This window comes from Micromonospora sp. MH99 (assembly GCF_021442385.1).
In the GTDB taxonomy this organism is placed as follows: domain Bacteria; phylum Actinomycetota; class Actinomycetes; order Mycobacteriales; family Micromonosporaceae; genus Micromonospora.
The window spans coordinates 35,329-53,578 of record NZ_MUZA01000004.1; the positions used below are offsets into that span (position 1 = coordinate 35,329).

Here is an 18,250-nt window from a genome sequence, read left to right on the forward strand (position 1 = left end):
CGTCTCTCCTAGAGCTCGCGCACGCGGATGTTGCGGAACTCGGTCAGGTCGTTGTCACCGTGGTTCTGCAGGCCGATGAAGCCGCGCAGGAACTGCCGCAGGTCGGTCGGGGGGTCGCCGGCCCGGGAGGACTCCTTGCCGGGCGTGTTGTCGAACTCGTTGATCACCACGCCGTTGCGGATCATCGTGTAGTGCTGCCCGACCACCCGGATCTCGTAGTCGTTCCACACGTTCTTCGGCGTGACGCCGGCCTGCGCGAGCGGCACCGGGTCGAAGTTGTAGACCGAGCCGGTCTTCTGTGGCTCGCCGGACTCTCCGTCGTAGATCTGGATCTCGTGTCCGCAGTAGATCGCCATCCAGGCCGGCGAGGTCCGGGCCGACCCGACCGTGCCGCAGCTGCCCGGTGGCCGCTGCTCCAGCGGGGTTCGCAGGTCCGGGAAGCGGACGAACACGCCGGTGTTGGCCCGGTTGGTGCCCGGTGCGATGTCCTTGAACTGCACCTTCAGCGAGAAATCGCCCAACTCCCTGGTGTGCCAGAGCATGCCGAGGCCGCCGCTGGAACGCAGTGCCCCGTCCGGCTGGATGCTGAACGATCCCGTCGGCGCCTGCTGCCAACCGCGCAGCGACTCGGCGGTGCCGTCGTAGAGCGGCTCGTATCCGGTGCGCCCGTCCCGGCCGATGTCGGACGCGGCGGCCAGGCGGGTGAGCGTGCCCGCTTCACGGGCGTTGAGCAGGCCGTCGTCCTGCATCGCGCGGGTCACCGCGCTCACGTGCCGGACGAAGGCGTTGTGGTCGGGCCAGGTGCTCTCGTCGTCGATCAGGTCGTTGATCGTGCACCCCTGCCCGACCGTGCGGCTGGGCACGCCGGTGTCCGTGTCGCCGAGCCAGACCGTGGCCCGGGAGTCCGGCACCGCGCAGCCGACAGTGACCGTGGTCTGCACCGTCGCCGTCTCGCCGTCGGCGTACGTGACGGTGAGCTTCGCGGTGTAGGTGCCGACCTTGGCGTACGTGTGCCGGGGGTCGGCCTCGGTCGACGTGGCGCCGTCGCCGAACTCCCACCGGTGGCTCACGCCGCCGGACTTCGAGCCGGTGAAGGCGATCGTCAACGGCTTGTTCTGCACGGCGACGGAGGTCGCCGCCGGTGCCGGGGTGGGCGCTGTGCCGGTGTAGGTGATCCGGATGAGCTTCTGGTTGGGGTGCAGGCTGAAGAAGCCGCCTCCGTAGTCGAGCAGGTAGAGCGCGCCGTCCGGGCCGAACTTGGCGTCCATCCAGCTCTGCAGCTTGGTGTCGCCGTTGCCGCTGGGGATGATGGCCCGCAGCGACTCGGCGTAGACCGGCGGGGTGGCCGTCGGCACGCCGGCGGGGTCGACGGTGACCGCGACCCGGTTGGCGGCGTTCGACTGGTCGCCGATGAACCACTTCTCGTCCCAGTACGCCGGCCACGCCACCGTGCTGTCCGGATCGACCCGGTCGCGGTGGTAGGTGGGACCGGACATGATGGCCTGCCCGCCGCCGCGCAGGTACGGCTGCGTGTAGGTGGCGTCGGCCGCGACGTACGTCGGGAGGCCGCTGCCGTCGGTGCGCTTCGGGAAGACCGGTCCGCCGCCGTCCGGCGAGTACCAGATCATGTTGTCCCGGGCCGCCGGGATGTCCACCAGCCCGGTGTTACGCGGTGAGGTGTTCTTCAGGTCGCCGCAGTCGTACCAGCCGGTCAGCACCGTCGCGTCGGTGCTGCTGCGGTCCCGGTACGGCTGCCGGTTGCCCATGCAGTACGGCCAGCCCTGGTTGCCGGCCGACGTGATGATCGTGGCGGTCTCGTACTTGGCCGGGCCGAGGGTGGGGCTGGGCGACGAGGCGTCCGGGCCGACCCAGCCGGCGGTCAGCCACTGGTGCTCCGGGTCGATCTGGAGGCGGGCGATGTTGCGGACGCCCATCACGTAGATCTCCGGGCGGGTCTTCTCGGTGCCGGGCGGGAACAGGTTGCCCTCCGGGATGGTGTACGTCCCGTCCGCCTCCGGGTGGATCCGGATGATCTTGCCGGCGAGGTCGTTGGTGTTACCCGCCGTACGACGGGCGTCCTGGAACGAGATGCCCTGGTACTCCTGCGTCCAGTTGTTACCGGAGTAGCCCTGCGACCCCTCGGAGGAGTTGTTGTCGCCGGAGCCGACGTAGAGGTTGCCCTTCGCGTCGAACGCCATGCCGCCACCGGCGTGGCAGCAGCTGTGGATCTGCACCGGGAACTTCAGCAGGTCCTTGCGGGTGGCCTGGTCGATGGTCTGCGCCTCGCGGTCGTAGGTGAACCGCGAGACGGTGCGCTGCCCGACCCGCTGCACCCGGTCGATCGACTCGTGCGGCATCCAGTAGACGTAGAGCCAGCCGTTGTCGGCGAACTTCGGGTCGGGCACGATGCCGAGCAGGCCCTCCTCGTTCTTCACCAACTCCGAGCCGCTGCCCCGGTTGCCCATCACCTCCAGGGTGGTGAGCAGCTTGACCTGCTTGGTCCGCGGGTCCCAGGAGTGGATGGTGCCGCAGCCCAGGCCGACGTTCGGGTCGTTCCAGTCCGCGATCGGGCCGGTCGGGCAGGCCGCCTTGCCGACGTAGAAGACCGTGCCGTCCGGCGCGATGGTGAGCCCGTGCGGCTCGCCGATCTGGTCCAGCTGGCCGGTCTGGTTGGCGGCGGTGAGCCGCTCCACCTTGTAGTTCGCCGCGATCGTCGCCTGACAGTCGCCGCGTACGCGGCCGGTGGTCCAGTTCAGCGCCCCGGCCAGGTGCGTACGGAACGCCTCCTCGCCGTAGCTGCCCTCGGTGTGGCCCATGCCGGTGTAGAACGACCGGCCGCCGTCGTAGTCCCGGCACCAGGACACCGGGTGGAACGGGCCGTTGGCGCCCGGACCCGGGTCGTAGTGCCGTTCCTCGACCTGGGCGAGGGTGTGCACGCTGCCGATCGGGTTCGGGTCCCAGTTGTCCCAGCGGTCCGAGCGGGTGAGGGTCAGCGGCAGCGACGCCGTGGCCGGGTGTTTGCGGTCCAGGATGTCGACGACGGCCCGGTTCACGGGGGTCGGCGGCGGCGCGGTGGCCGCGCCGGTGAACAGGCGCAGGTCGGCGAGCTGGATCAACGGCTCACCGCTGTTGGCGGTGATGTTCAGCCGGTAGCGGCTGAACTCCTGCGGCGCGGCGATGTCGAACCGGCGGGTCTGGAACCGCTCCGCGAAGCTCTGGTTGGTGCGTCGGTCCAGATCGGACCAGTTCTGCCCGTCGTTGGAGCCCTGCAGGGTCCAGTCCTTCGGGTCCCGCCCGACGAAGTCGTTGGCCGACGTCAGCGCGTACCCGGTGATCCGCTTGGGTGCGGCCAGCTGATACGCCACCCACGCGGTCGGGGTGCGGACCAGCCACTTGGTGTTGGCGTCGCCGTCGGTCAGCTTCTCCTTGGTCTCGCTCGGCGGGTTGTCACCGCTGGCGGTCACCCCGGCCACCGGTTCGGCGACCGGGATGGCGCCCGCCGGGCGGGCGCCGATCAGGCCGGTGAACCAGGTGGAGTCGACCTGCGCGCGGGCGGCGTCGGCGATGCCGACGAAGCCGCCGCCGGCCTTCATGTAGCTCTGGAGCGCCGCCTCCTGGTCGCGGTTGAGCGCGGCGCCCGTCGCGGAGAGAAAGACCACGCTGCGGTACGCCGACAGCCCGGCCGCGGTGAAGACCGCCGGGTCCGTGGTGGCCGTGACATCGATGTCATGACTGGCCGCAAGCTGTCGGATGGTGTCCACCGCGCGCGACACCGGGTCCTGTTGTTCGGCCACCGGCCCGTGGAACACGAGCACTGCCGTCCCGGGCGACTGTGCCGCCTGGGCGGCGGCCGCGGGTCGCGGCGCGGCGTTGGCCGCCGTGGCCGTGGCGGTGGCCGGAATGAGTGTGGCGAAGGCCGCTACCGCGGCGAGGGTTCGTCGTACGTCTCTGGTCATCCCCGTCCCCACTTTCGTCAGCTTCCGTGCGTGTGGGTGTGGCCCTGGAACCGGTGGATCGCCTCTTCGGCGCCGGGGGGCATGCTGCCGTCGGCGTTGCGCACCAGGAAGATCCCGGCCATGCCGCCGTCGGAGTGGTTCTGCACGTGGCAGTGGTACATCCACGCACCGGGTCCGACGCCCTCGCCGGCCAGCACCTGGAACCCGAACGAGCTGCCCGGGTTGAGGTCCTTGTTGTCGATGACCAGGCTCGGGTCGGCCGGCCCCTCCAGCATTCCGGTGCGGTTGTCCGCCCAGCGGTGCGCGTGCAGGTGGAAGGTGTGGAACAGGTTGCCGTGCCCGATGGCGAGCCACTCCACCCGCTGGCCCAGGTTCGCCTCGAACATCGGCGTGTCCGGGGCCATCCGGTTGTTGATCGTCATGTCGTGGAACACGACGGTGAACTGCTTGTCCGGCAGGATGTCGCCCCGGCGCCTGACGATCAGGGCCCCGTACAGGCCCTTCGCGACTCCGGCGGTGCCGTGGTCGGTGCCCATGGCGTGATCGTGGTAGTGCCAGTAGCCGGCGCTGCCCGGCATGTACCGGCGGCCCGACGCGGCCACCATCTCGTGGGAGCGCCAGACGTACGTCCGGGTTTCGCCGGGGTTGTTGAACGAGGCGTTGAGCGGACTGCCGTCCGAGTCGGTGCTGTAGTCCACGCCGTGCGGGTGGATGGAGAGCCGCTGGTCGGTGGTGTTGACCAGGGTGATCTCCAGGGTGTCACCCTCGTAGATCTCCAGCACCGGCCCCGGCACGGTGGCCTGTCCGGGTGCGAGGCCGTACCCGAACAGGCCGCCGGGCAACTGCTCGGCGTAGATGGTGACCTTCTTGGTCACTCCGGCGGCGGCCCGGGCCGGGCTGCCTCCGAACGCGTCGCCGAGCGTGGGCGCGGACGCGCCCAGCGCCCCGGCGGCGAGGGCCCCGGTGGCGATCAGTGATCGGCGGGACAGGTGGCGATGGGAGCCAACGGCGTGATCGTCCATGGGTCTCCGTTCCCGACCGGGCGAAGACGCGACGAGGGCAGGGTGCATCGACCGCCGAGCACAAGGCGGCAGCACGACTGAGGTGAGGATCGTCGCGGACTTCGCTCGGAAGACTCAGAACTTTCGATGGATGAACACAACTTATGTAATCCATCAACGAAAGTACAGGTCTGATTGCAGGAAGATTACCGCGAGATCACAACGTACGTCGATTGACCAGGCGATGTGGCGCGGTCAGACGGTGTGCCGGCCGTCCATCGGCAGGCCGGGGACCTCCGGCGGCTCGGGCGACTGGGCGGGCTGGCCGAGCCGCTCCACCCGGGTCGGGTCGAGGACCCGGGCGAGGAACGCGCGGGTCCGCTCGTGCTTCGGCGCCCCCAGCACCTCCTGCGGCGGCCCCTGCTCGACAACGACGCCGCCGTCCATGAACACGACCCGGTCCGCCACGTCCCGGGCGAACGCCATCTCGTGGGTGACCACCATCATCGTCATGCCGTCCTCGGCGAGCCCCCGCATGACGGTGAGCACGTCGCCGACCAGCTCCGGGTCGAGCGCCGACGTCGGCTCGTCGAAGAGCATCAGCTTCGGCTCCATCGACAACGACCGGGCGATCGCGGCCCGCTGCTGCTGCCCGCCCGAGAGCTGCGCCGGGAACGCGTCGGCCTTGTCGGTCAGGCCGACCCGCTCCAGGTTGGCCCGCGCGATCCGCTCGGCCTCGGCGCGACCACGCCGCAGCACCCGCCGCTGGGCGATGGTGAGGTTGTTCAGCACGGTCAGGTGCGGGAACAGGTTGAACGACTGGAACACCATCCCGATGCCCCGACGCACCGCGTCGATCTCGACGTCCGGGTCGGTCATCTCGACGCCGTTCACCCAGATCGTTCCGGCGGTCGGCTCCTCCAGCAGGTCGACGCAGCGCAGCAACGTCGACTTACCGGAGCCGGACGGCCCGATGACGCAGACGACCTCGCCCTGGCCGACCTCGAAGTCGATGCCCTTGAGCACCTCGAGCGAACCGAAGGACTTGTGCAGGTCGCGGATCTCGACGGCGGGACGGGACGGGGTGGTCGTCATGCGGGTCACCGGGCCTTGGCGTAGCGGAGTTCGAGGCGGCGCACCACCTGGGACAGGGGCAGGGTGATGACGAGGTAGGCGAGGCCGGCCACCAGCAGCGGCGTGGCGTTCACCCGGTCGTTGAGCATGTCCCGGCCGAACTTGGTGACCTCGATGGTCTGCGCCGTCACGCCCAGCACATAGGCCAGCGACGAGTCCTTGGTGAGCAGGATGAGCTCGTTCGTCAGCGGTGGGATGACGATCCGGAACGCCTGCGGGATGACGATGGTGCGCATGGCGGTGAAGTGCGACATGCCGAGGGTGCGGGCCGCCTCCATCTGCCCCTTCGGCACGGCCTGGATGCCGGCCCGGATGGTCTCGGCCATGTACGCGGCGGCGGTCAGGCCGAGACCGATCGCGATCGAGCCGAACACGCCGCCGGGAATCTCCCGCTCCGGGAAGGCGATCGGGATGCCGTACCCGACGAGGAAGAGCACCAGCAGCGCCGGCAGACCCCGGAACAACTCGATGTACGCGGTCGCCAGCCAGCGGTACGGCGCCACCCGGGACAGCCGCATCAGCGCGAGCACGGTGCCGAACACGAGGCCGAAGGCGAACGCGCCAAGCGTGTAGAGGATCGTGTTGCGCAGCGCCACGGTGATGATCGTCGGGAACATCGACTCGATGATGTCGACGCGGAAGAACGCGTCCTTGAGCCTGCCCCAGTCCGCGGCGAAGAGCACCACGGCGATGATCGCGACGAAGACCAGGTACTGGATGCCGAGGGACAGTCGTTCCCGCTGGCGGCGTCGCAGCTTCACGTCGGCTCGTTGCCTTCCCGGAGTGTGTCGACGGGAAGGGCGCGCGAGACGCGCGCCCTTCCCCACTGAGCGTCGATCAGGCGCTGGGCCGCTTGCCGATCCACTTTTCGTAGATCGAGTCGTACGAGCCGTCCTGCTTGGCCTTGGCCAGCGCCTCGTTGATCTTCTTGAGCAGTTCCGGGTTGCCGTCCTTCTTCACAGAGAACCCGTACTGCTCGCCGGTGTCGAACTCGGCGGTCACCTCGAACCCACCCGGGTTCTTGCGGAGGTACTCGGTCCAGACCGGCAGGTCGTTGACGGCGGCCTCGACCTGGCCGTTGGCGACTGCCTGCTGCAGGGCGGCGAGATCCTCGAACTCGACCAGCTGCAGGCCCTTCTCCTTCTCGAACTTGCGGGCGTAGTCACGGCCGGTGGTGGCCGCCTGGACGCCGAGCTTCTTGCCCCGCAGGTCGTCGAGCGACTTGTACGGCTTGCCGGTCTTGACCAGCATCGCCTGCGTCGCGTCGAAGTACGGGTCGGAGAAGTTCATCACCTTCTGCCGTTCGGCGGTGATGGTCATGCCGGCGGCCGCCGCGTCGCACTTGCCGGTGTTCAGGTCCTGACCGGACTTGATCCCCTCGAACGGCGTGTCGATGATCGTCTGCTCGACGCCCAGCTCCTTGGCCACGAGGTCCATCACGTCGACGTCGAACCCGGTGACCTTGCCGCTGGCGTCCTTCGACTGGAACGGCGGGTACGGCAGGTGGGTGCAGACGGTCAGCTTGCCGGCCTCGACCAGCTTGACTCCGCTGGCCTGGACCTCGCTGTCATCCTTCTTGGCGCATCCCGCGCTCAACGCCAGAGCGGCGACCGCCGCGACGAGGCCGGCCTGACGGACTGCGCTACGGACTCTCACGAGTGTCCCTCCGGTTCGGCTCCCCTGTGACAGGAAGCCAGGTTGGTGCGAAGACGGTGTGACAGGGGACGGTACCTGATTCGACGAACGGTACCCAGATCGCACGATGCAGCGGTCGTGCTGCGGTGACCGTCACAGCCCGTGAACGGGACGGGCGGTCCCGAACGGGACGACCGGTCGCAGCGACCAGCGGCATTTGAGTATCCGACCCACCTCGAACGAGTAAGCAGCTGAGCCGGCCACCGCTGCGCCACCGCAGAAGCTGATAGACGATCAGTGCCACCGCCGCGTTGACCGATGAAAAAAACTGACCGTCGAGCCCGGCACACCCGAGGCGATCCCGGATGGGAGGGCACGGCTGAGGATGGACACCTATCCCACGACACCCCAGATGGCCTTCGCACAGTTCGTGCGCCAGGCCGTCGACGACGCCCGCGAGGAGCACGGTTGGACAGTCGGCGACATCGCGCACCACACCGGTGTCAGCCGCTCGACGCTGTTCCGCTGGCTCGCCGGTGACTGGCAGCGCTACCCGGAGCTGGCGAAGGTCCGCAGCCTCTGCGCCACCCTCGGCCTTTCCATCGCCGCCGCGATCCGGCCGCTCGCGATGCCGAACGCCGTCGTGACGCCGCACGTGCTGGCGGAGGTCGAGGCGGACATGGGCACCATCCGGAGGCGGCTGCTCGACGACACGGTCTCCGCCGCCGACAAGCGCCGGATCCGGGAACTTCTGCGCCGCCTCGCCGGCCGCGATCTCCCGGTCGAGGGAGCGCCGCCGTCCACGACCGGCTCCGGGGCCGTTCCGCCCTCCCCCTCGCGGACGAGCGCGTCGCGCCGGTGACCCGACCGGCCGGGCGACCCCGGGCGGGCCTCAGCGGGCGGCGCGAGCCGGTCGACCCGGGCCGGTGCCGGAGCGCCGGGAACCGATGCGGGGAGCCCGTACCACCGGGGTGCTGGCGGCTCCGGGCCGGAAGTCCCGCGCGGCGGCGGCCACCATGTCGTCGGGATCGCCTTCGAGCCGCCGGCGGACGTGGGCCGGGATGATCTCGGACGTGGCCATCGCCAGCCGGACCTGCACCGAACGGTCGTCGACCAGGGCCTCCAGATCCGCCTCGTCCAGCTCCAGCGCGCGGACCAGCGCAACCCGCACGTCGACCGCCGGGTCCCTGGCCAGAGCGCCGCGCTGCGCGGCGGTGGTCCGCGGGTTGCGGGCGAGCCCCTTGCGGACGCGCACGGTGCGGTCGGCCAGCAGGGCGACGATGACGTCCGGGTCCTGGGTGTGCGTCGCGAGCCGTTCCCGCACCTCGGGTGAGACATCGTCGACCAGCCTGGCGGCCAGCTCGGGCTCCAACTCGCGGGACTCGGCGAGCAGGCCCCGAAGCTCCTTGTCGGGCGCGGCGGCCATCACCCGGCGGACCGACTCGTCGCAGGCCGGGTTGCCGGCGACGGCCCAGCGGACCCACCGGTCCGCGTCCTTGACCAGGCGCAGGAGATTGCCGGCCGACGTCGCGGGATTGCGTGCCACGGCCTCCCGGACGTGACGATCATGGTCGCGGGTCAGCGACCGCAGGGCCTGCGCGGGCGCGTCCGGCCGGGCCGCGACCGCCTTGCGGACCGCTGTCGACGCATCGGATGCCAGGTCGATGAGTGTCATCTGTGGCGTTGCGGGGTCGTGTGCGACGGCGAGCCGCGCGTCCGCCCCATCACCGGTCGGACGGTCGGCCGTGGCACCCGACCCGCTGTCCCGGTCGGCCCCGCCGACGTGCTGCTGCTTGCCCATGGGCGCAATCATGGCACGCGCCGGACCGGACCCCGCGCGGCAAGGCTGCGCAGCCAGTGGTCCGCGGCGGGCCGCCGAGGGTCAGTCGTGGCGCGGGGCCACCAGACCTGACTCGTACGCGATGACCACGAGTTGGGCGCGGTCGCGGGCGTGCAGCTTGGCCATGGCCCGGTTGATGTGGGTCTTGGCGGTGAGGGGGCTGATCACCATGCGCGCGGCGACCTCGTCGTTCGACAGGCCCTGGGCGACCAGGACGACTGCTTCACGTTCGCGGCTGGTCAGCTCCCGCAGACCGGTCGGGGCTCGCAGGTGGCGCGGCTCGGCGACGTACCTGTCGATGAGTCGGCGGGTGATCGAGGGCGCGAGCAGCGCGTCGCCCCGCGCGGCGACGCGTACGGCATGCAGGAAGTCCTCCGGCTCGATGTCCTTGACAAGGAAGCCGGCGGCGCCGGCGCGCAGCGCGTGGAAGACGTGTTCGTCGAGGCCGTAGTTGGTCAGGATCACGACGTGCACCCCCGCCAGGGCCGGGTCCGCGGCGATGAGCCGGGTCGCCTCGATGCCGTCCAGCACCGGCATCTGGATGTCGATGAGCGCGATGTCGGGCAGGTGACGCCGGGCGAGAGCGACCCCCTCGCGGCCGTCGGCGGCCTCGGCCACCACCTCGATGTCGTCCTCGATGTCCAGGAGGGCGCGGAAGCCACTGCGCAGCAGCGCCTGGTCGTCGACCAGCAGGACGCGGATCATCCGGGCGGGCCGACGGGGAGTTCGGCGTGGACGGTGAAGCCACCCTCGTCCCGGGGCGCCGCGTGGAGGCGACCGCCCAGGGCGGTGACCCGTTCGCGCATCCCGAGCAGCCCGACTCCGGGCGTCGGCACGGCGGCCAGCGTGGCATCGCCGTCGTCGTCGACGCGGATCGCGAGGGCGTCCGGACGGTAGTCGACCCGGACCGACGCCGTGGCCGCGGCGGCGTGCCGGGCGACGTTGGTGAGGGACTCCTGCACGATCCGGTAGGCCGTCCGGTCCACCGCCGCCGGCACGGCGTGTCGTTCGCCCTCGACAGTCAACGTCGCGTCCAGCCCGGCCATCCGGGCCCGCTGCACCAACTCCGGCAGGTGGTCCAGGCCGCGCGGCGGGTTCCTGCCGTCGTCCCGCAGGGCCTCCAGGGTCGCGCGCAACTCCCGGCTCGCCTCACGGCCGGCCTCCCGGATCGCCAGCAGCGCCTCCGGCACCGCCTCGCCGCGCCGGCGGGCCAGGTGCACTGCCACCTCGGCCTGCACCTTGATGATCGAGATCTGGTGGGTGAGGGAATCGTGCAGCTCCCGCGCGATGTGCAGGCGCTCCTCGTCGGCGCGGCGTCGCGCCGTCTCCTCCCGGGTGCGCTCGGCCTCGTCCGCCCGCCGCTCGGCCTGCCGCAATGCCTCACCCGCGGCGCCGGCGGCGATCAGCCACGCCAGTTCGAGCGCGCCCCGGGCCCGGGCGAAGGCCTCCCCCGGGGGCAGGTGCAGCGGCGGGGCGAGGGCGGTGAGAGGAAGGGCGACGAGCATCAACACGGCGGCGACGACCGTGACGACCCGGTGGCCCGTCCGCACGCCGGTGTAGACCGCGAAGAGGAAGGCGACGGCCGGCACGTCGAGACCGACCGCCTGGTAACCCACGGCACACAGCCCGGTGACGGCGAGGACGGCGACGGGCGCCCGACCACGCGCCGCAAGCGCCAGACCGCTGGCCACCAGCAGCGAGTAACCCAGCAGGTCGCTGTCGACTGTGGAGTGGTCCGCGGACCGCCCGGCGACCAGCAGCACCGCCGCCACACCGACGGCGATCGCCGAGTCCCGGAGAGCTGCACGCCCTGTGCTCATGCGCGCACCCTAGCCCGACCTGCGGCGTCAGCGACTCCTGCGCACGACCGACAGGCGTCTACCGCGCCTGCGGTAGTCGGGCCGCAGGTGCGCCGTGCGCGGCAGCCGCCTGCGCCGGTGGCGGCAGCGCGGAATGCCTCCGGCTGCCGGACGACCCGCGGCCGAACCGGCGACAGGATCGAACGACAACAAACGAGACGTACGACGAAGGAGAAGCACATGCTCCCCTCAGCACACCCGAAGCGGGCCCGACTGGTGTTCACCGCTGCCGCGTCCGCCCTGGCCGGAGGGCTGGCCGCGCCGGCCGCCGCGTACGCCTCGTCCGCTCCCCTGGCGGCCAGCGTCACCACCATGAGCGCCGGGCGACTCGGGGCGAGCGTGGGCGCTCTGCTGGGCCTGGCGGGGGTGATCGTCGGCGCCTTGGCCCTGGCCCGGCCCGCCAGCCGCGTCGGCACCGGCAGCGGGCTGCTCGGCGCGACGGTGGCCCTGGCGGCCGGGCTGGTCGGCGTCGCCCTCGGCGCGCTGGTGGTGGCGACCTCCGACGGCGGCATCGGCACGGGCAACGGGCGCGGCGGGGCGTACGTGGCACTGGTGGTGGGGGTGGCCGCCCTCGGTCTCGGCGGGCTGGCGCTGCGCCGCTCCCGCGCCTGACCTCCCGTCCGGCGGCACGTCAGCCGCCGGATGACGCGCCGCCGCAAGCCCGGTGGTGCGACCGCCGGTGATCCGGTCGTCGGCCCGGACCGCTGCGGTGGCGGCGCAACCTCTCCGGCCCCCGGGACGTGTAGCTGCAGATCGCCGTTCACACCGGACCTGGAGGAACGATGAACCCGGCAACCGCCCGCGTGCTCCTGCCGCTCACCCTGCTGGCGGGGCTGGCAGGCTGCTCCCCTGCCGGCCCCGACCCGGTGGCCGGGGCCGGCAGTCCGTCACCCACCCCCGGCACCGCGACGGCCTCCGGCGTGGCGTCGACCAACCCCGGCGTGCCGTCACCGACCCGCACCGCGGCGCCCGCCACGCCGACCACCAGCAAGGCCGCCTGCCCGGTCGGGGCCGCGACCCTGCAACGGGTGGCGGGGCTGGGAGACACCCACCGGATCGACCCGGACCACATCAAGTGCGCGCGGCAGTGGGCCACCGCCGGGGTGATCGCCGTCGACCCGACGATGCAGGGCGATGGCGTGCTGCTGTTCGAGTACTCGTCCGGCGCGTGGAAGAAGGTGGGCGAGGGCAGCGCGCTCGAATGCACCCCGTTCGGCATCCCACCCGAGATCGGCGATCAGGTCGGCTGCCACGACATGCGCTGATGCCGCCGCGATCGTCCACGTCGCGCGGCAGTCGCCGGGCGCACTCTTTCCTGCGCCGCGTGGAGCAGGAGAGGCGACGTCGTCGACGGGGCGGCCACCCGTCAGGCGTGCCGAGCGCCTCTGCGGAGGCCCAGGATCACTACCGCGCCCACCACCAGGTGCATCAGGACGAGGGTGAACCTGGTGCCGGCCGAGGCGTCGACCAGGAGCGCGGGCAGGAGAGACAGGACGAGGACGGCGACCGCGATCCCCGTCCAGATCGTCGTGGCGCGGGCCGAGAAGCGCTCGAGCACCGCCAGGAGTGCCCAACCGAGCAGCGCCGCGAGCGCGGACGTCATGAGCACGGCGAGCACCGGGACGTCCTGCGGACCGGAGCCCTGGTCGACGGTGAGCTGCGCGCCAGCGAGGGTGGCGCCCGACCACACGGCCACGGCGGCGAGCACGGCGACCGCGACGGCTACGGATCGGTTCCGGGTGCGTGCAGGACCGTCGACGGCGTGGGGAGCAGAGGCTTTCGCAGACATCAGGGGTGACTCCTTAGTGGAGGAACACGGTGTCGAGATCGAACCGTACCAGAAGGTTCTGTTCTTAACTATCTCGTTCTTAACTTGTCTGCTGGGCGCGCAGATGCTCCGCCACGAGATAGTTCGAATCACGAACCAGTTGCTAGGCTGCGGCCATGACCACCGGAACCTCGGGGCCCGATGCCACAGCGCCCGACCTGATGTTTCTGATGTCCTGGGCCACCCACGCGCTGGCCCAGGAGCACGCCGCCGCGCTCTCCGGCCTGGGCATCTCGACGCGTGCCTACTGCGTGCTCGATCGCGGCCTCACCGGCGAGTTCACCCAGAGTCAGCTCGGCGAGATGTGCGGCATCGACAAGACGACGATGGTCGTCACCCTCGACGAACTGGAACGCGCCGGCCTGGCCGAACGCCAGCCATCGACCACCGACCGACGCGCCCGCATCGTCACCGTCACGCCGGACGGCGAGCGGCTGGTCGCCGAGGCACGGCAGATCGTCGCGCGGCTACAGGGCGACATCCTCGCCACCGTCCCGTCGCGCGACCGCGCCATCTTCCTGGACGTGCTCGGTCGACTGGTGAACGGCCGACTGTCGACGTTCGTGCAGGCCGAACGGCCCGCCCGCAGGCGATCCGCACGGGCCGCCTGACCTCGACCGGGGGAGCATGGGCAGGTGAGTTCCGACCAGCTCCTCGTCACGCTGGACCGCGACAGTTCGGTTCCGTTGCAGCAGCAACTCTGCGACCAGATCAGCGGATCCGTGCGGGCCGGCCGGCTGCGCCCGGGCGACACGGTGCCGCCCAGTCGCGAGCTGGCACACCAACTCGGCGTCTCCCGGACGGTGGTGACCCGGGCGTACGAGCTGCTGCGGGCCAACGGGGTGCTCACCTCACGCCGGGGTTCCGGCACCCGGGTCAGCGCGGCCCTGACCGACGCGCTGCCACCCGCCCCCCGCGCCGCCCGCGCGCACCTGCGGCCCGAACCCCCACTGCCCACCGACGCCGGCAGCGCGCTGTGGAAACCGTGGGAACCGGCGCCGATGCACCGGCCGGACGGGACGTACGACTTCCGGCACGGCACCCCCGCGCTGGCCAGCTTCCCGGTGACCCGGTGGCGGCAGTCGCTCGCCGACGCGGTGAGCCGGGCCGACGCGGTGGCCCTGGGCTACGGCCCGGCCGAGGGCGCGTTGTCGTTGCGCGCCCAGATCACCGCCCTGCTGCGGCGCAGCCGCGCGCTGGACGCCACCCGGGAGAACACGGTGGTGACCAGCGGCGCCACCCAGGCCATGGACATCCTGGTCCGACTGCTCGTCGGTCCCGACGACGTGGTGATCATCGAGGACCCGAGCCACACCGTGCTCCGACAGATCTTCGGCTACTCACGGGCCGCTGTGGTGCCGGTCGGCGTCGACGAGGAGGGCCTGCGGGTCGACGAGATCGACTGCCAGGTCCGCGCGCACGGCCTCGACCCGGCCCGCGTACGCCTGGTCTACGTCACCCCGTCGCACCAGTTCCCCACCGGGTTCATCATGTCCGAGCGGCGGCGACGGGCGCTGCTGCGCTGGGCTCGCGAACACGGGGCCACGGTGCTGGAGGACGACTACCACAACGAGTTCACCTTCGCGCAGGAGCGGCTCCCCTCGCTGGCCGCCGACCCGCAGGACGCCGACGTGGTCTACGTCGGCAGCTTCAGCAAGACCCTCTTCCCCTCGCTGCGCATCGGGTACGCGGTGCTGCCGCCCCATCTCGTCCGGTCGTTCCTGGGCGTCAAGTGGATCACCGACCGGCTGACCCCGACGCTGACCCAGGAGGCGCTGGCCGAGTTCATCGCCTCCGGCGCGTACGCCCGGCACATCGGCCAGATGGACCGCCTCTACCGGCAGCGGCGTGCCCGGCTGCTGGAGGCGCTGTACGAACACTTCGGCGCGGGAGTACGGATCTCCGGCACGGCCGCCGGCCTGCACGTGCTGGTGACCCTGGGCGGCGCGCGCGACGTCGGCGAGGCCGAGATCGTGCGCGCCGCCGCCGGGCGGGGCGTCCGGGTCTACCCGGCCTCGGGCTACTTCGTCACCCGACCGCCGAGCGAGCCGACCTTCCTGATCGGGTACGCGGCGCTGCCCGCCGCGAAGATCACCGAGGGAGTGGCGCTGCTGGCCGCCGCGGTACGGGACGTGACGGCTCGGTGAAGCGAGGCCGGTGAAAGCGCGCGCTCTGGGCGTACGGGACGGTGCAGTCGAAGACCGCCTTCGCCGTGCGCCCGTCCGCCGACAGCGACGGGGAGTAGCCGGTGTGCTGGCTCGGGTCGAGCGGAAAACCCTCCCGGTCCGGCAGCACGAGCAGGTCCTGGTCGGCCTGGAAGCGGGTGACCATCGCCCACCACAGGTCCTGATCGGACTCGATGTCGACGTCCTCGTCCACGCACAGCACCAGCTTGGCCATCCGGAACTGCTCCAGCACCGCCTCGGCGGCGGCGCGTACCGCGAGGTCGTCGGCCGGGCCGCGCTTGGCCGGCCACTGCAGCACCACCATGAGCTGACCGCCGCCCGCGGTGTGGCAGTGCGCCGCCCGAGCCGGCGTCCCCCGGCGGCGCAGCAGGTCCAGCACCGCGGCCTCCATCCCGAAGCCGAGCAGCACCGACTGCTCGTGGCCGGGCCCGGAGACCGCCTGCAGGATCGGGCTCTCCCGGGCGGTGATCGCGGTGATGCGGATCAGCGGCAACGAGGGATGCGCCCGACCCTGGTAGCCGAGGAACTCCGGCGTGGCCACCGTGCCGTGCGCGCTCTCGGGCACCCGGTCGGCCAGCAACTCGCCCTCGATGACGTACTCGGCGTGCGCGATGAACTCGGCGTCCACAGTCGCGCAGGGCAGCAGCTCCACCGGTTGACCGGCGAGCGCGCCGGCCACCGCCAGCTCGTCGAGGTCGGGCGGGACCAGCGAGGTCGGGCAGCAGGACGACAGCAGCACCGCCGGGCTCAGGCCGAGGTGGATCGCGACCGGCAACGGACTCCCCCGGCGCAGAGCGGCCTGGTGCGCGAGCTCCAGGTCCCGGCCCGGCACCATCCAGATGGTCAACGTGTCGGGCCCCTGCACGCACATCCGGTGCACGGACAGGTTGCGGACCCCGGTGTCCGGGTCGGTGGCGAGCACCGCGCCGAGGGTCAGGTACGGGCCGGCGTCCTCATCGGTCAGGACCGGCACCGGCAGCGCGGTCAGATCCACCGGCAGCGTCTCGCGTGGCCAGCGGGACGCGTCGGGGGCGGCCACCGGCGGACGGGGTGCGGCCACCGCGGCGAGCAGCCGGTGCGGCAGCTCGGCCGGCGTGCAGCCGAGCAGACCGGAGGCACGCCGGCGGGTGCCGTAGAGGCCCATCAGCACCGCCCGGGTCGGGCCGTGGTCGGGGCGTACCCGGTCGAAGAGCACCGCCGGGCCGGCGCCGGTGGGCGGGGCGGCGGGAGCGCCCGCCCAGCGGGCGTAGTGGGCGGAGACACCGTAGCGGGCGGGCAGCTCCGTGGGGACGCGGACCAGCTCGCCCGGGAGCGGATCGAGGCTGGCCAGGGCGTGCCGCAGGTCGACGGGCGGGCGGTGACTCATCGCTCGTCCGCCCGTGGCGCGGTGTCCCGACGCTCTGCCAGCATGTCGAGCTGCATCCGGGTCAGCTCGTCGATGAGCGTCCGGTAGGCGCCGACCGCCACCTCGGGCGGCATGCCGTGCTGGGCGGCCAGGTCGTGCACCCGGTCGAGCACCTGTCGTACCCGGTCGGGTGATCGGACTGTCGCCTCGTCCGTCTTGTGCGCGGTCAGCTCCTGCACCACCCGGGTGCGCTCCGCCAGCAGGGCGATGATCCGCTGGTCGAGCGCGTCGATGGCGACCCGCAGCTCGGCGATCCGGGCCGGGCCGTCGGCGCCGCCGGCCGGCGGGGAGCCGGCCGGCGGCGCGATCGGGCGCTGATCGCTCACGGCTGCGGGACCTGGTCGATCACGAAGACGACTGTGGGCTCCGCGTCGCTGCCCTGGGACCGGTGCTCCTCGTCGTCGGGGATGACGAAGCCCATGCCCGGGCGGCACGGCACCGACCGGTCCCGGAAGTGGATGGTGAACTCGCCCTGCAGGACGTAGCCGGTGTGCCCACGCAGGCACCAGTGGTGCTCGTCGAAGCCCGGCGGCAGCTCCAGCAGGCGGAGACGCTGACCTCCGACGTACGAGATCTTGACGCGCCCCTCGGCTCCCGGCTTGTCCCACCTCTCCCACTCGGTGGCCGGGAAGTCGATGCCGACCGGCGCGGCGACCTGCTCAGTGGACATTCTCGATATCTCCTCTGGTGTGGACGGTTTCGGCGCGGCGGGGCCGCGGAACACGCTCGTTGCGGTCGCGGCGCGGGAGGACCGGACCGCCCTCGACCCCCTGGTGCCGCTTGAGCAGCTGCACCATGTCGAGCATCCGGTGCACCATCCGCTCCAGCGCGTCGACGCCCTCGACGTCGGTCAGGCCGGGAGCGCCGGTGGTGTTGCGCAGCAGGACGGGGAAGCCGCTGCCCACCAGAATCATCCGGTTGAGCAGCAGGTTGTTGACGATCTGGTTGTGCACCGAGGAGTCGCTGTACCGACGCCCGGTGACGATGATGCCGCCGACCTTGTCGGCCAGCGGCCGGGTGAAACGCAGGTAGCCGACGCCCGCCCGCTCGATGAAGACCTGCATGAGGTGGGCGAGGCCGAAGCCGTGCACCGGAGCCGCGTAGATCAGCCCGTCGGCGCTGGCCATCTGCTCCACCAGGGCGGGGACGTCGTCGTCCACCTGGCAGGGCAGGGTACGGCTGTTGCAGTCGCCGCACGGGCTGCACGGCGAGATGCGGTGGTCGCGTAGCGCGATGGTGCGCAGGATCGCGCCCCGATCGGCGATCAGCTTGCCCGCGTACGCGATGGCGTGGTCGGTGTTGCCACCGGGCCGTTCCGATCCGTTGATGGCGAGGATGGTCGCTGCTTCGCTGTGCAATGGCACCCCCGGTGCTCGTCGCGGAGGGTGGACGCCACGGTGGCGCCC

17 protein-coding genes and 1 pseudogene are annotated in these 18,250 nt (G+C 71.6%); 5 read left to right on the forward strand and 13 right to left on the reverse strand.

Annotated elements, in window-relative coordinates; all coding sequences use genetic code 11:
• Positions 1-8: 8 nt before the first annotated feature.
• The 5 genes from B0E54_RS03295 to B0E54_RS03315 form a co-directional block, all read right to left on the reverse strand.
• Positions 9-3,956, reverse strand: coding sequence for a ThuA domain-containing protein (locus B0E54_RS03295; RefSeq protein WP_234581745.1), 3,948 nt, complete (start codon positions 3,954-3,956; stop codon positions 9-11).
• Between the two features lie 17 nt (positions 3,957-3,973).
• Positions 3,974-4,978 (reverse strand): multicopper oxidase domain-containing protein, encoded by a 1,005-nt coding sequence (locus B0E54_RS03300; RefSeq protein ID WP_234581746.1) that lies wholly within the window; start codon positions 4,976-4,978, stop codon positions 3,974-3,976.
• 234 nt (positions 4,979-5,212) lie between these two features.
• Positions 5,213-6,052, reverse strand: coding sequence for an amino acid ABC transporter ATP-binding protein (locus B0E54_RS03305; RefSeq protein WP_234581747.1), 840 nt, complete (start codon positions 6,050-6,052; stop codon positions 5,213-5,215).
• 5 nt (positions 6,053-6,057) lie between these two features.
• Positions 6,058-6,852 (reverse strand): amino acid ABC transporter permease, encoded by a 795-nt coding sequence (locus B0E54_RS03310; RefSeq protein ID WP_234581748.1) that lies wholly within the window; start codon positions 6,850-6,852, stop codon positions 6,058-6,060.
• Positions 6,853-6,928: 76 nt separating this feature from the next.
• Positions 6,929-7,747: a basic amino acid ABC transporter substrate-binding protein gene (locus B0E54_RS03315; RefSeq protein WP_234581749.1), complete on the reverse strand. Its 819-nt coding sequence runs from the start codon at positions 7,745-7,747 to the stop codon at positions 6,929-6,931.
• A gap of 364 nt (positions 7,748-8,111) precedes the next feature.
• On the opposite strand from B0E54_RS03315, the pseudogene B0E54_RS03320 reads away from it, so the two are divergent.
• Positions 8,112-8,504 (forward strand): annotated as a pseudogene (locus tag B0E54_RS03320) (multiprotein-bridging factor 1 family protein); the annotation flags it as partial.
• 114 nt (positions 8,505-8,618) lie between these two features.
• On the opposite strand, the gene B0E54_RS03325 reads toward B0E54_RS03320, so the two are convergent.
• The 3 genes from B0E54_RS03325 to B0E54_RS03335 form a co-directional block, all read right to left on the reverse strand.
• The gene (locus tag B0E54_RS03325; protein ID WP_234581750.1) at positions 8,619-9,527 is read right to left on the reverse strand and encodes a DUF2336 domain-containing protein; all 909 of its coding nucleotides are present in this window, start codon (positions 9,525-9,527) and stop codon (positions 8,619-8,621) included.
• Between the two features lie 81 nt (positions 9,528-9,608).
• Positions 9,609-10,271, reverse strand: coding sequence for a response regulator transcription factor (locus tag B0E54_RS03330; RefSeq protein ID WP_234581751.1), 663 nt, complete (start codon positions 10,269-10,271; stop codon positions 9,609-9,611).
• Positions 10,268-11,386: a sensor histidine kinase gene (locus tag B0E54_RS03335; RefSeq protein WP_234581752.1), complete on the reverse strand. Its 1,119-nt coding sequence runs from the start codon at positions 11,384-11,386 to the stop codon at positions 10,268-10,270. The genes B0E54_RS03330 and B0E54_RS03335 overlap by 4 nt, the downstream gene beginning before the upstream one ends.
• Before the next feature lie 219 nt (positions 11,387-11,605).
• Between B0E54_RS03335 and B0E54_RS03340 the strand changes: the two genes are divergently transcribed.
• Entirely contained in the window at positions 11,606-12,037 is a 432-nt protein-coding gene (locus B0E54_RS03340) for a DUF6223 family protein (RefSeq protein ID WP_234581753.1), read from the forward strand.
• Between the two features lie 170 nt (positions 12,038-12,207).
• Positions 12,208-12,690: a hypothetical protein gene (locus B0E54_RS03345; RefSeq protein ID WP_234581754.1), complete on the forward strand. Its 483-nt coding sequence runs from the start codon at positions 12,208-12,210 to the stop codon at positions 12,688-12,690.
• A gap of 101 nt (positions 12,691-12,791) precedes the next feature.
• On the opposite strand, the gene B0E54_RS03350 is transcribed toward B0E54_RS03345, so the two are convergent.
• Complete coding sequence (locus B0E54_RS03350; protein WP_234581755.1) at positions 12,792-13,214, reverse strand: DUF6069 family protein; 423 nt, start codon at positions 13,212-13,214, stop codon at positions 12,792-12,794.
• 155 nt (positions 13,215-13,369) lie between these two features.
• Here B0E54_RS03350 and B0E54_RS03355 point away from each other — a divergent pair, with 155 nt between their 5' ends.
• Positions 13,370-13,864, forward strand: a complete 495-nt coding sequence (locus tag B0E54_RS03355; RefSeq protein WP_234581756.1) for a MarR family winged helix-turn-helix transcriptional regulator — start codon at positions 13,370-13,372, stop codon at positions 13,862-13,864.
• A gap of 24 nt (positions 13,865-13,888) precedes the next feature.
• The gene (locus B0E54_RS03360) at positions 13,889-15,400 is read left to right on the forward strand and encodes a PLP-dependent aminotransferase family protein (RefSeq protein WP_234581757.1); all 1,512 of its coding nucleotides are present in this window, start codon (positions 13,889-13,891) and stop codon (positions 15,398-15,400) included.
• On the opposite strand, the gene B0E54_RS03365 is transcribed toward B0E54_RS03360, so the two are convergent.
• Genes B0E54_RS03365 through B0E54_RS03380 form a run of 4 tightly spaced genes read right to left on the reverse strand, consistent with a single transcriptional unit; the run spans position 15,345 to position 18,208 of the window.
• Positions 15,345-16,805, reverse strand: a complete 1,461-nt coding sequence (locus B0E54_RS03365) for a UbiD family decarboxylase (protein ID WP_234581758.1) — start codon at positions 16,803-16,805, stop codon at positions 15,345-15,347. The two genes, B0E54_RS03360 and B0E54_RS03365, sit on opposite strands and share 56 nt — an antisense overlap.
• Positions 16,802-17,170, reverse strand: a complete 369-nt coding sequence (locus B0E54_RS03370; RefSeq protein WP_234581759.1) for a chorismate mutase — start codon at positions 17,168-17,170, stop codon at positions 16,802-16,804. Before B0E54_RS03370 ends, B0E54_RS03365 begins: the two co-directional genes overlap by 4 nt.
• Positions 17,167-17,514 carry a cupin domain-containing protein gene (locus B0E54_RS03375; RefSeq protein ID WP_234581760.1) on the reverse strand — a complete coding sequence of 116 codons (348 nt, stop codon included), beginning with the start codon at positions 17,512-17,514 and terminating at the stop codon, positions 17,167-17,169. The genes B0E54_RS03370 and B0E54_RS03375 overlap by 4 nt, the downstream gene beginning before the upstream one ends.
• Positions 17,504-18,208: a flavodoxin family protein gene (locus B0E54_RS03380; protein WP_234581761.1), complete on the reverse strand. Its 705-nt coding sequence runs from the start codon at positions 18,206-18,208 to the stop codon at positions 17,504-17,506. The genes B0E54_RS03375 and B0E54_RS03380 overlap by 11 nt, the downstream gene beginning before the upstream one ends.
• Between the last annotated feature and the right edge of the window lie 42 nt (positions 18,209-18,250).